The 12,990-nt window shown below is 63.6% G+C and carries 9 protein-coding genes and 1 tRNA gene; 4 read left to right on the top strand and 6 right to left on the bottom strand.

The window, feature by feature from the left end:
• Positions 1 to 429: 429 nt before the first annotated feature.
• The 5 genes from murB to amaB all read right to left on the bottom strand — a co-directional run bounded on the left by murB (position 430) and on the right by amaB (position 5,961).
• On the bottom strand, positions 430 to 1,458 hold the full coding sequence (gene murB / locus ISS97_RS10190) for a UDP-N-acetylmuramate dehydrogenase (protein WP_379986899.1): 1,029 nt from the start codon (positions 1,456 to 1,458) through the stop codon (positions 430 to 432).
• Between the two features lie 10 nt (positions 1,459 to 1,468).
• Positions 1,469 to 2,521: a quinone-dependent dihydroorotate dehydrogenase gene (locus tag ISS97_RS10185; RefSeq protein ID WP_379986802.1), complete on the bottom strand. Its 1,053-nt coding sequence runs from the start codon at positions 2,519 to 2,521 to the stop codon at positions 1,469 to 1,471.
• 269 nt (positions 2,522 to 2,790) lie between these two features.
• A complete protein-coding gene (locus ISS97_RS10180; RefSeq protein WP_379986803.1) occupies positions 2,791 to 3,558 on the bottom strand; it encodes a class I SAM-dependent methyltransferase in 768 nt (255 codons plus the stop codon).
• A gap of 5 nt (positions 3,559 to 3,563) precedes the next feature.
• Entirely contained in the window at positions 3,564 to 4,343 is a 780-nt protein-coding gene (locus tag ISS97_RS10175; RefSeq protein ID WP_379986804.1) for an SDR family NAD(P)-dependent oxidoreductase, read from the bottom strand.
• 82 nt (positions 4,344 to 4,425) lie between these two features.
• A complete protein-coding gene (gene amaB, locus ISS97_RS10170; protein ID WP_379986805.1) occupies positions 4,426 to 5,961 on the bottom strand; it encodes an L-piperidine-6-carboxylate dehydrogenase in 1,536 nt (511 codons plus the stop codon).
• Between the two features lie 612 nt (positions 5,962 to 6,573).
• Between amaB and ISS97_RS10165 the strand changes: the two genes are divergently transcribed.
• The 4 genes from ISS97_RS10165 (at position 6,574) to ISS97_RS10150 (ending at position 10,567) form a co-directional block, all read left to right on the top strand.
• On the top strand, positions 6,574 to 7,005 hold the full coding sequence (locus tag ISS97_RS10165; RefSeq protein ID WP_379986806.1) for a nuclear transport factor 2 family protein: 432 nt from the start codon (positions 6,574 to 6,576) through the stop codon (positions 7,003 to 7,005).
• A 71-nt stretch (positions 7,006 to 7,076) separates the two neighbouring features.
• A tRNA-Arg gene (locus ISS97_RS10160) sits at positions 7,077 to 7,153 on the top strand.
• Positions 7,154 to 7,279: 126 nt separating this feature from the next.
• Complete coding sequence (locus tag ISS97_RS10155; protein WP_379986807.1) at positions 7,280 to 9,772, top strand: glucose/quinate/shikimate family membrane-bound PQQ-dependent dehydrogenase; 2,493 nt, start codon at positions 7,280 to 7,282, stop codon at positions 9,770 to 9,772.
• 318 nt (positions 9,773 to 10,090) lie between these two features.
• Positions 10,091 to 10,567 carry a hypothetical protein gene (locus tag ISS97_RS10150; protein ID WP_379986808.1) on the top strand — a complete coding sequence of 159 codons (477 nt, stop codon included), beginning with the start codon at positions 10,091 to 10,093 and terminating at the stop codon, positions 10,565 to 10,567.
• A 60-nt stretch (positions 10,568 to 10,627) separates the two neighbouring features.
• Here ISS97_RS10150 and ISS97_RS10145 read toward each other — a convergent pair whose 3' ends face one another.
• Positions 10,628 to 12,892: a TonB-dependent receptor gene (locus ISS97_RS10145; RefSeq protein ID WP_379986809.1), complete on the bottom strand. Its 2,265-nt coding sequence runs from the start codon at positions 12,890 to 12,892 to the stop codon at positions 10,628 to 10,630.
• Positions 12,893 to 12,990 lie beyond the last annotated feature (98 nt).

Genomic DNA, 12,990 nt, shown 5'->3' with positions numbered 1-12,990 from the left:
TGGTTCGCCTGCGGCGGGTTTCGTCTCGCTGCCGCGAGCCGAGTTACTTTTCTTTGCTTGCCCAAAGAAAAGTAACCAAAAGAAAAGGCACCCCTCTTACGCGCCCTCCGGCTTCGCCTGCGGGTCCGTGAGGCTTGGCCGGGCTTTTCGACACGACATCCATGTCGTGTCGAAAAGGCATCGACGTCCTGTCGATGCCCCCTTCGGGGCCTTTTCGTCCAACCCTCACCGCTCCACAGGGGACCCGTTACGGGCTCGCTTCGCATCGCCTTTCAAAGAAAAAGAAGAGCAGCTCCCTCTCCCCTCCGGGGAGAGGGTTGGGGTGAGGGGCGGGTGCTTGGGATAGCGCTTCTACAGAATCGGTAGGAGCGCACTCTGTGCGCGATGCGCGCAGCGCCGGTCGCGCACGGGGTGCGCTCCTACGAAGGGCTAGCTGGCGCTGATGACGACGGGTTCGGGTTCGAGCTTTACGCCGAATTTGGCTTGTACGCCTTCGATGACGCGTTGTGCGAAGGCCCAAAGCTGTGGGCCGGTGGCGTGGCCGTGGTTGACCAGCACGAGTGCGTGGCGGTTGGAGATGCCGGCATCGCCTTCGCGTTGTCCTTTGAAGCCGGAAGCTTCGATGAGCCACGCGGCGGAGAGTTTCCAGCGTCCGTCGTTGCCGGGCCAGGCGGCCAGTTCCGGGTGTGCCTGCTTCAGCGCTTCGCCGACGGAGGCGTCGACGATGGGGTTCTTGAAGAAGCTGCCGGCGTTGCCGATCACGGCGGGATCGGGAAGTTTTTTCGTGCGTAGATGCACGACGGCTTCGGCGACGTGGAACGGCGCGGGTTTATCGACGCCCATGCGCGTGAGTTCTTCGCGAATACCCGCGTAGTCCAGGCGTAGTTCGCGCGAGCGGGGCAGGGCGAAGCGCACGGCGGTGACGATGTAACGGCCGGGCTGGTGCTTGAAGATGGAGTCGCGATAGGCGAACGCGCAAGCGGCGCGGTCGAGGACCGCCACGCGGCGTTCGATGGTGTCCCACGCCTCCACGCTTTCGATGAACTCGGCGACCTCGGTACCGTAGGCGCCGATGTTCTGGATGGGGGCGGCGCCGACGGTGCCGGGAATCAGAATGAGATTCTCCAGGCCGGCGAAACCCTGGCCCAGGGTCCAGCGTACGAAGTCGTCCCAGCGCTCGCCGGCGGCCACGGCGATGCGTGCGACGTCACCGTCCTGTTCGACATGCACGCCGCGCGTGGCCATGGCGATGACCGTGCCGTCGAAGTCGCCGGTGAACAGCATGTTGCTGCCTTCGCCGAGCACCAGCAGCTTGCCGTTGCGCACCGCGGGAAAGTCGAGCAGTTCGGGCAGTTTGGCGGCGTCGCGCACTTCGGCGAGCAGTTTGGCGCGAGCATCCACGCGCAAGGTATTGCGCGCGCCGAGCGCGGCGTTCTCGATCAGCGTGTAGCCGCCCATATCCGTGCGATTAGCCAGCATGACCGCTCTCATTTGGAGCAGCCTCGCGCTGGCGGCGGATCTCGTTCACGCATTCGGCGATGAGCTCTGGACCGCGATAGACCATGCCGGAGTAGATCTGTACCAGCGAGGCGCCGGCATCGATCTTGTCCGCGGCATCGCCGCCGTCGAGGATGCCGCCCACGCCGATGATGCCGATATCGTTGCCCAGCCGCTTGCGCATGCCACGCAATACGGCGGTGGAGCGCGCGAACAGCGGCTTGCCGGAGAGGCCGCCGGTTTCATTGCCGTGCGGGTCGCTGGCTACCGCGGCGTGGTCGATGGTGGTGTTGGTGCAGATCACGCCGTCGACCTTGGCGGCCAGCAGCACGTCGGCGATGGCGTCAAGTTCGGTCTCGCTGAGGTCGGGTGCGATCTTCAGCAGCATCGGCTTGCGCGCGCCGGTCTGCGAACCCAGGCGCTCCTGCGCCTCGCGCAGGGTTTCGATAAAGCGGCGCAGGGTGGCTTCTTCCTGCAGGTCGCGCAGACCTTGGGTGTTGGGCGACGAGATGTTCACCGTGATGTAGCTGGCATGCGCGTAGATGCGCTCCAGGCAGAACAGATAGTCGTCCACCGCTTTTTCGTTGGGCGTGTCTTTGTTCTTGCCGATGTTGATGCCAAGCACCCCGCGATAGCTGGACTGCTGCACGTTGCGCACCAGGGCGTCGACGCCGGCATTGTTGAAGCCCAGCCGGTTGATTACCGCCTCATGGTTGGGCAGGCGGAACATGCGTGGCTTGTCGTTGCCCGGTTGCGGGCGCGGCGTGGTGGTGCCGACTTCGACAAAGCCGAAGCCCAGCGCGCCCAGCGCATCGAGATGGTCGGCATTCTTGTCCAGGCCGGCGGCGAGGCCGACCGGGTTGGGGAAGCGGATGCCGAAGGCCGTGGTCGGCAGCTCGGCGGGCGGTTTGGCGGCGAGGTGCAGGAAGTTGCTGCGATGAGCCACATCCAGGCCATACATGGTCGCGCGGTGCGCTGTTTCCGCGTCGAGTGCGAACATCAAGGGTCGGAGGTATTTGTACATATCAGAGCCTGTTTATGGTCTCTCCGTAGCCCGCGCCGGGTCTGTATGCGCGCAGGGCAAGGAAGAGTGAAGGAGTGTACGTCCGTACACGACTGAGCGATGACGCCGCCCTGCGCGCATACAGACCCGGCCCTCCGGGTTGCCGTTGAATGGCTGCCATGCGGCGGCGCGCGGCTTGGCCTGGCAACCAGTCAGGCGCTGCACCACGCGCCACCACCTGGCAGCCATTCAACGGCAACGCGGGCCACGGGGAGACCATAAACAGGCTCTTAGCCTGGGTAGCCCACGTAGACGCGGGTGTCGTAATCGAAGCTTACCTTGCCGTGTTCGGCGCAGGCGTCGAACAGTTCGCGCAGCGCGGCCAGCATCGGTTCGTGCATCGGGTGGCCGGCGGCTGGCGCATAGGAGGAGGACATCAGACGGCCCTGCAGGCTGTCGAAATCCAATAGCTGGCGATGCTCGAAACTCGCAGTGCCGCGATAGCCATCGCCGAACCACTGGCGCATGCGCGGTTCGTCGGCATAGCGCTCGGCTACGCTGGTGTAGTCGGTACCGTAGCGCTGCAGCAGAGCTTCATAGCCCTCAAGGAATGGCGTGCTGGTGAGCCGACGGCTGTTCCAGTAGATCGCGGCCAGGCCATGCGGGCGCAGGATGCGGTGGAACTCGTGGCGCGTGGCCTCCTCGTCGAACCAGTGGAAGGCCTGTGCCACGGAAATCAGATCCACGCTGTGTGCGGCCAGCCCGGTGGCATCGGCGCGGCCGTCGAGCGCGCGGAAGTTCTCGTCGCGTCCCAGCCATTGCTCGGCCGCGCTGCGCATGGCGGCATTCGGCTCGACCGCGATCACGTGATAGTCCGCATCGAGAAACATCTTGCTGGAGATGCCCGTGCCGGCGCCGATGTCGGCGACGAGCCAGCGTGGCGTCACGCCGTGTTCGCTTTGCAGCCATTGCAGGAGCGCATGCGGATAGTCGGGACGGTAGCGAACGTAGTCCTCGACGCGGTTGCTGAAGCGCTCAGTGGATTGCAGATCATTCATGGCATTCATCCCGTCAGCGATTGGCCGCCGTCGACGCAGAGCGTCTGGCCGGTGATCCAGCCGGCCCACGGCGAAGCAAGGAATAGTGCGGCGTGTGCGATTTCTTCCGGATGGCCGAAACGGCCGAACGGAATCTTGCCCAGCGTGGCGCGGTAGAGCTCGGGTTCCTCGCGCTTGCGGCGGTCCCACAGGCCGTCGGCGAACTCGATCGAACCGGGTGCGACGGCATTCACGCGAATGCGGTGCTCAGCGAGCGCCAGTGCCTGCGAGGTGGTGTATTGGCTCAGCGCAGCCTTCACGGCTGCGTACGGCGCGCCATGCCGGCGCGGATGAAACGCGGCGATGGAGCTGGTGTGCAGGATGCTGGCATGCGGCGAGGTCTTGAGATGAGGCAGGGCGAAACGCGAAGCGCGTACCGCCGCCATCAGGTCCACCTCGAAGCCGGCGGTCCAGCCTTCGTCGTCTTCGCTGAAACCGTAACCGCTGGCGTTGTTGATCAATACATCGATGCCGCCGAGCGCGGTGGCGGCGTCGTGCACGTAGCTTTCGATGGCCTTCGCATCGGCCAGGTCGCAGCTCTTTGAATGCGCCGTGACGCCGTGCGCCGCGATGGCTTCACGCGTTTCCGCCAATGCCTGTTCGCCGCGCGCGCAGATCGACACCGCTGCACCGGCCTCGGCAAAGGCCAATGCCATGCTGCGGCCAATGCCGCGGCTGCCGCCGGCGATCACGACGCGATAGCCGTGGAAATCGAAGCTGGTCTTGGCGGTCGTTGTCTGCGTCACGGAGAAGGCCGGCTGCCGATGAAAGTGGTCGGGCGTGATGACCGCAGGCGCCCCGGCCGGAGCCGGGGCGCCGGTGTTGCGCTTACAGGTCGAACTTGATGCCCTGCGCCAGCGGCAGTGCGTTCGAGTAGTTGATGGTGTTGGTCTGGCGGCGCATGTAGACCTTCCATGCGTCCGAACCCGATTCGCGACCGCCGCCGGTTTCCTTCTCGCCGCCGAACGCGCCGCCGATCTCGGCACCCGAGGTGCCGATGTTGACGTTGGCGATGCCGCAGTCCGAGCCGGCTGCCGACAGATACTGCTCCGCCGACTTCAGGTTCTGCGTGAAGATGGCCGAGGACAGACCCTGTGGCACGGCGTTCTGCAGCTCGATGGCTTCGTCGAGCGACTTGAACGTCATCACGTAGAGGATCGGCGCGAAGGTTTCGGTCTGCACGACTTCGTCGCTGTTCTTCAGGCCGGTGACAATGGTCGGCAGCACGAAGTTGCCCTTGCGGTCGTTGAGTGCTGCACCACCGGTGCGCACCATGCCGCCGCTGGCCTTGGCCTTTTCCACGGCGGCGAGATAGGCGCTCACGGCATCCTTGCTGTTGAGCGGGCCCATCAGCGTAGTGGCCAGGGTCGGGTCGCCGATCTTGCCTTCCACCTGCTTGTAGGCGGTGACCAGCTTCTCGGTGACGTCGGCAGCGATCGACTCATGCACGAACAAACGGCGCGTGGTGGTGCAGCGCTGGCCGGCCGTGCCGACGGCGCCGAACACGATGGCCGGAATCGCCAGTTTCAGATCGGCGCTTTCATCCACCACGATGGCGTTGTTACCGCCCAGCTCCAGCAGCGAGCGGCCCATGCGCTGCGCCACGCGCTCGCCGACCATGCGGCCGACCTTGGTGGAGCCGGTGAAGCTGATCAGCGGAATGCGCTTGTCGTCGACGAAGGTCTGCGACAGATCGGTGCCAGCGTCGTTGAACAGGAAGAAGATATCCGGGAAGCCGCCGGCCTTCAGCGCCTCGTTGCAGATCTTGATGGTGGCGATGGCCGACAGCGGCGTTTTCGGCGACGGCTTCCAGATGCACACGTCGCCGCAGATCGTGGCGAGGAACGCATTCCACGCCCACACCGCGACCGGGAAGTTGAACGCGCTGATGATGCCGACCAGGCCCAGCGGCTGGTACTGCTCATACATGCGGTGGCCGGGGCGCTCCGAGTGCATGGTGTAGCCGTAGAGCATGCGGCTCTGGCCTACCGCGAAATCGGCGATGTCGATCATCTCCTGCACTTCGCCGTCGCCTTCGGGCTTGATCTTGCCCATCTCCAGTGCGACCAGCGAACCCAGTGCGTCCTTGTGCTTGCGCAGCGCTTCGCCGCACAAGCGCACGGCTTCGCCGCGCTGCGGGGCAGGGGTGGTGCGCCACACTTTGAAGGCTTCCTGCGCGCGCTTGACGATGATCTCGTAGTCGGCGGCGCTGGAGGCGTGCACGGTGCCGATCACCTCGCCAGTGGCCGGGTTCACCGGCTGCAATGCGCCGGCGTCGGTGGTCTTGGACCATTCGCCCTGGCCGAGATAAGAGCCCGAGTGTTCGTTGCCGAGACCGAGCGCTTTGAGGATTTCGTGGGACATGCGTGCTCCTGAGCCTTGGCGCCGTGTGGCGCTGATGGGTGAAAGGAGGGAATTCTAGCAGGAGGGGTGTTGGGGGCAGGTTTTGGGGTTTGTTGCTTTGCGGCGAAAGTGGGGGTTTGCTTGCACTCCTCCCCAATTTCGTCATTCCGGCGAAGGCCGGAATCGAGAGGGATGTGCTTCGGTTGTTGCGACTGCGTGCCCTGGCCGCTTATGCAGCGGGCATTTCGGACGTCTGCCGGCGCCCGAGTTACTTTCTCTTTGCTGGCCCAAAGAGAAAGTAACCAAAGAGAAATGGCCTGAAGAGCAGGCGGTGTGCTTCGTAGCTGCGCATCTTCCAGTGCCAGACGTCGGGATCGTTTTATTAACGCCTGATCGGCAGTGCCAAGCTTTTGCTCCCTCCCCTGCTCGCAGGGGAGGGCTGGGGAGGGGTAAGTACTTGAGGTCGTGTTGCCTATGGCGCGGGTTACTTCTCACCTCAGCGCTCAATGCCCGCAACCAGTACTTCCGCCCTATACGCCGAACTTCAACGGTGGCGACAGGTCGCTGTACGTGGCCGGTTCGGAGCATGGCTCCGCGTCGTCGTCCAAGGGCGCAAGTCGATGGAGGTGGGTGATGAAGCGTGTCGTCTTTGCCGGATGGGTTGTGGGTGTGTGTGGTGTCTGGTCGTTGGCTGCGGGGGCGGTGGAAAGTGGGCCGACGGAGGCGGCGCTGCGCGATGTGGAAAGTGCCTGGAGCCGAGCCTTTGTCACGGGTGATGCCAAGGCGCTGGATGACTTGCTCGATCCGGCCTATGTGTCGGTGAGTACGAGCGGTGTGCCGCGGCCGAAGGCGGAGATCATCGCGGCGGCGAGTCGTTTTGCGGCGGAGCATCCGAATACGCCGGTGCAGCCGCTACCGCCAACCTCGACGTTCAGCGTGAAGGGGAGTGCGGCGGTGGTGACGCATCACGGGGCGCAGGACACATCGGTGGATGTTTTCTACTACAGCCAGGGGCGCTGGCATGCGTGGTATTCGCAGCACACCAAGCTGACGCCGGCGAGTTGAGCGCCACGGGGGCGTATCGCCTATACTTTCGCAGTCTCGCCGTTCGCCGCAAAGGCGTCGCGAGGTGCTTCGCCCCCGTAGCTCAGTTGGATAGAGCGTCCCCCTCCTAAGGGGAAGGTCGTACGTTCGAATCGTATCGGGGGCACCATTCGACGATTTCCGCGGGCCGGCCTTTGTCGGCCCGCGGTCGTTTGGGGATGTGTAGAACAGCGTCACGAATTCCCTACAAGCGCTCGACAACCATGTGACGCGGAATGCATGGATTGAGGAATGTATGAGCACCACATCGCGACCAGCCGCTCCACTCTGGTTCACCGGGGGATTGTTCATCCTTCTGGGCTTGTTGCTTACGATCGGTGGCGCGTGGCTGCTGCGTTACGGCGGCTCACCGTATTACCTGGTGGCAGGCTTGGTCGTGGTGTTTACCGGTTGGCTTGCATGGCGCGGCAGGCGTTTGGCGCTGGGTGTCTATGCGCTGGTGTTGCTTGGCACCGTGTTGTGGTCGGTGTGGGAGGTGCGTTTCGATTGGTGGCAGTTGGTGCCTCGCGTGGCGGTGTGGCTGGCGCTTGGTGTGTGGTTGCTGCTGCCTTGGGTGTCGCGCCGTCTGGTAGTGGCGGGCACGCAGCCGGCCTTGCGCTGGGCGGATCGCTCCTGGCCGTTGTGGGTGGCTTTCGGTGCAACGGCAGTGGTTGGCGTGGTGGCGTACTTCACCGATTACTACACGCTGGCGGGTGAAGTGCCGGAAGCAAACATGGCGGCTTCGACGGTACCGGATGGCGCGGGTACGCCGCAGGGCGACTGGCTGGCTTATGGTCATTCCGGTTACGGCGACCGTTATGCACCGGCGACGCAGATCACGCCGGCCAATGTCGCGAAATTGCAGGTGGCATGGACCTTCCATACCGGCGATTTCAAGGGGCCGGGCGACCCGGCCGAAATCGCCAACGAGGTCACGCCACTCAAGGCCAACGGCAAGCTGTATATCTGCACGCCGCACAACATCGTGATCGCGCTGGATCCGGATAGTGGCAAGGAGCTGTGGCGGTTCGATCCGAAGATCAACCGCGACGCCAAGAACTATCAGCACATGATTTGTCGTGGCGTGGCCTATTACGACTCCGGTGCCTACGCATCGCAGGCGGCCGCCGACGGTTCGGTGGCAAACAACCTGCCCGAGCCACCCAAGCCAACACCAAAGGGAGCCGTGGCGGCGGAGTCGATTCATTTCGACAGTTGTCCGCGCCGCATCTTCGCGCCGACAGCGGATGCCACCATCGTTGCCCTCAATGCCGACAACGGGGAGCCGTGCACGGACTTCGGAAATCACGGCGTGATCGGCTTGTATCAGGGCATGTCGATGACCCAGCGCGGTTTTCTCAACCCGACCTCGCCGCCGGTGGTGACGCGCCATGTCTTGATCGTTTCGGCCAGCGTGACCGACAACGACTCTACCGATGAACCATCCGGGGTGATCCGCGGTTACGACATCACCACGGGCCAGTTGCTATGGAACTGGGATGCGGCTGCTCCCGGCGAGACCGCACCGTTGCAACCGGGACAAACCTACAAACACAACTCGCCCAATGCGTGGAGCGTGTCCAGCGTCGACGAGAAGCTTGGCCTGGTCTATATCCCGATGGGCAACCAGACGCCGGACATGTGGGGTGGCAACCGCTATACCGAAGGCGAGCGTTTCAACAGCGCGATCGTGGCGCTGGATATTGCCACGGGCCAACTGCGCTGGGTCTATCAGACCGTACATCACGATCTGTGGGATATGGATATCGGCGGCCAGCCCAGCCTGGTCGACATCGATACGCCCAACGGCAAGACGCCCGCATTAGTGGCTTCGACCAAGCGCGGTGACATTTATGTGCTGGATCGCCGCGACGGCAGGCTGCTGGTGCCCGCACCCGAGAAGCCCGTGCCGCAAGGTGCGGCCGAAGGCGATCACACCTCGCCGACGCAGCCGTTTTCCGAGCTGAGCTTCAAGCCGGAACGCGCCCTGCGCGAAAGCGATATGTGGGGTACCAATCCATTCGATCAGCTGATGTGCCGGATCAAGTTCAAGCGCCTGCGCTACGACGGCATCTTTACGCCGCCTTCCGAGCAAGGCTCGCTGGTGTATCCGGGCAACTATGGTGTGTTCGACTGGGGCGGTGTCGCAATCGATCCGGTGCGACAGCTGATCATCGGCAACCCCAATTACATGGCGTTCGTGTCGAAGTTGTTCACGCGCAGCCAGGAGGAGGCCAAGATGGCCAAGAAGGGCGGCACCGGCAGCGAGCACGGCCTGCAGCCAATGACCGGTACGCCGTTCGCCGTCGAGCTGACACCGCTGCTGTCGCCACTTGGCATTCCCTGTCAGGCGCCACCATGGGGTTATGTGGCTGCGGTCGATCTGAAGACGATGCAGAAAGTGTGGATGCACAAGAACGGCACGGTGGTGGACAACGCACCGCTGCCGATTCCGCTGCCACTCGGCGTGCCCAGCCTCGGCGGATTGATGATCACCGGCGGCGGTGTCGCTTTCATGAGCGCGTCGCTGGACAATTACCTGCGTGCCTACGATGTGCGCACCGGCAAGAAGCTATGGGAGTCGCGCCTGCCGGCGGGCGGGCAGGCCACGCCGATGAGCTATGTCTCCGACAGGAGCGGTCGCCAGTACGTCGTCATCATGGCCGGTGGGCATGCTTCGTTGGGGACCAGGATGGGTGATGCGCTGATTGCCTACGCATTGCCTGCCGAGGACGTCGCCAAACATTGATGCATTGCCGCGTAGCGAAGCGGTCCGATCAAGCCCGTTCATCCACGCGCCTGTGACATGGGCATTCACGCCTCATGGACGCGTGCCGTGGATAGTGGCGCTGCCCCCGGCGCGGGCATCGAGTTTTCTGTATTGGGAATCCTGGATAGAAGCCCGCTTCGCGATTAGAGCGAGGGAGGCAAGCGCGATGCTGTCGCCGGCTTTCGGTGATCTGGCCTGCTACTCCAGATCAGGACTGGGCTTCAGCAGCGCCTTCTTTCCACGCTCCACGCGGTTTCCGTCCACGGCTCCTCGGCCTAAGACCTCAAGGAGACGACCATGTTTGCCGCGCTGGAATTCGACCATGGCTTGTTCAAGCCGCAGATCAAATGGGTTGTGGTGGAGTGTTCGGGAGTAGGCCGCAAATGCGGCGGACCCATTGCCTTCCCGCCTCGCCGAGACCGTGCCTACTTTGTTTCGCCGGTGACTGCCCGTGCCGATGCCGAAGCCTATGCCGACTTCAAGAACCGCCAGGAAAGCGGACTTCTCAGCGATGTCGAGAAACACGCTTTGTCGCGCGCTGAGGCGGGTGACCATCCGCAGCGGCATCTGGCGTATGCGTGGGATCATCTATTGATGGCCGATCTGCCGTTGTCATGGGCCGTGCTGGAGTGGTCGGGCAATGACGACGAGGACGGTCAACGCATCGATTCAGCGTACTTCACGCATACCTCCGAGGCCGAGGTCGACGCCAAGGTCTTCGCTTTCCTGCGCGAAAGTCACTTGAGCAAGGACAAGGCGCAAGCCGCGGCTTGAGACGGCATGCCGTTCCACGGTGGAGGGAATCCCGGGCAGGCCGGGACTCCCTCCGTCCGATCAGAACGCCATATCCACCGACAGGAAGCCCTGTCGCGGCGAACCCACCAGCAACGACTGGAACGTGCCCGTGGGATCGCTGTTGGTGAAGCCGTTGCTGTCGATGGTGGCGATGTATTTCTTGTTGAGCAGGTTGCTCACGTTCAATGACACTTTGAGGTTCTTGGCGAAGCCGACGTTCTTGCGCTCCCACGACAAACCCGCATCCCACAGCCAGAAGCCGGCGATGCGCTGGTCGTTGACGAAGGTGTAGTAGCGGGCGCCGGTGTACTTGGTGCCGAGCGTGGCGCGGAAGTCACCAAACTTGTACGAGAGCTCGCTGGCGAACATCTGCTTGGGCGAGTCGACCACGGTCTTGCCCTTGGCGGGAATCAGCACGCCGGCGTCCAGGTAGTTGTCCTTGTACTTGGAGTCGTTATAGGTGGCCGAGTTGAACCAGCGCAGCGACTCCGTCGGCTGCCACACGAAGGTGAACTCGGCACCCTTGGAGTTGACCTTGCCCACGTTGGCGATCTGGTTGGGGCAGCTCACCACGCCGGCGCAGGGCACGATGACCAGCAGGCGGTTCTTGAAGTCGATGTTGTACAGCGCCAGCGAGGACTGGATGGTGTGGTCGACGTAGCGCAGGCCCAGTTCGCTGTTGCTGGAGCGTTCCGGGCGAAGCGTGTTGCGCAGGCTGTCGAACGTCTTCTGGTCTGACGACCACGCACCGTTGGCGCCTGGCTCATAGGCGTTCTGGTTCATCGAGAACGACGCGAAGGTTTCCCAGCCATTGCCGAATTTGTAGTTGGCGCCGACCTGCGGCAGGAAGCCGCTTTCCGCGGTCAGCGCGCCACTGGCGCGACCGGGCAGCAGGGCCACGGCGTTGGTGGTGATGTTGTGGCCCTTGAAGCCGTAATCGATGCGCAGCGCGTCGTTCATCAGCGTCCAGCTGTCCTGCAGGTACCACTGGCGCGTCAGCGTCTTGAAGCGCTGGCGGAATTTGGCGTGGTAGTACGTGTCGTAGGTCTGGTCCTGGTCGATCGGGCCGGACAGCGGGTTCGGCTGGAAGCTGCGTGCGATGGTGTACTGGCTGTCCTCGAACCAGAAACCGCCTTCGATGTGGTGGCTGCCGAGATCGTAAGACAGCGAGTTGACCATGCCGCCGCGCGTCATCAGGTAATGCGAAAGGCGCAGCGCGATCGGTGCGTCGCCCGGCGCTGGCGTGTAGGGCAGGTCGGAGAGCGGTGCGAACCAGTGACCCTGGCCGAGATCGTGGTGATAGTACGGCTGCACGTTCAAAGTCAGGCGGTCGTTGAGGAAGAACTCGCCCTTTACGGACACCAGCTCGTCGTTACGGATGCCGTTGCCGTTGTAATAAGTGTCGTCCGCCGTCTGCACGCAACCGCTGTACTTGCCGTTGGCGATGTCGACAGCGCGCTGCCAATCCGGCGCGAGGTAGTCGAACTTGTAGCCGCAGCGCTTGAGCGTATCCAGCGAGAGATCGAGGTAGGGCTGCTCGACACGGCGCACGACGTCGAGCAGGCCGGTGACGCGGCCGCCGGTCCATTCGTACATGGCCTTGGTGTTGAGCTGCTTCTGGGTCTGGCTGTCGTCGCCTTTCCATTTAGGCGCATCGACGTACATGCCCGAGATATAACCGCTGAAGCCGCCGATGCTGCCGGTGTCCGCGCGGATGTAGCCACGCTTGAAACCATAGGAGCCGCCGGTGGCGTTGACGCGCACGCTGGGCGTGGTGCTCGGGTTGTCGGTGTAGAGCTGCACCGTGCCGCCGAGGTTGCTGGTGGAAGCTGTGCCCAGTGCGCCAGAGCCCTGTGAGAGTTCCAGCTCGGCGAGGTTCTCGCTGATCCAGGCGCGCGTCACGCTGAGGCCGTCGCCCGAGTGGTAGTCGGTATTGCCCATCGGAATGCCGTCGAGCGTGTAGCCCAACTGCGTGTGGTTGAAGCCGCGCAGGCTGATGCGCGAGGACCACTCGTCGGTGCCGAACGGATCGTTGGAGACGAAATGCACGCCCGGCATGGTCTGCAGCATCTGGATCGGGCTGGTGCCTGGCACGGCCTGGTCGATCTGGGTCTTGTCGATCTGCTGCACCTGGCGGGTGGCGTTCTGGCCGACCACCGAGATCGTCTCCAGCACCTTGGCATCTTTCGCGGCCGGCGCGCTGGCATCGGCGGCGGCAGCCGGGCTGGTGTCGTCGGTGGCGTGTGCAAGCAGCGGGAAGATGGCGAGCAGCGCAAGGCAAAGCGGAGTGCGGGGCAGCTTCATGTCGGGCCTTAGAGGGTGGATGTTTTGGGTGGCGCGCGCGGAAGGCGGGCGCACGTCAACGACGCGGTGCGTATTGCAGTCGACGTGGGTTGCATGGT

This window comes from Dyella koreensis (genome assembly GCF_044904565.1).
In the GTDB taxonomy this organism is placed as follows: Bacteria; Pseudomonadota; Gammaproteobacteria; order Xanthomonadales; family Rhodanobacteraceae; genus Dyella_D; species Dyella_D koreensis.
This window is presented reverse-complemented; position numbering and strand designations above follow the sequence as displayed.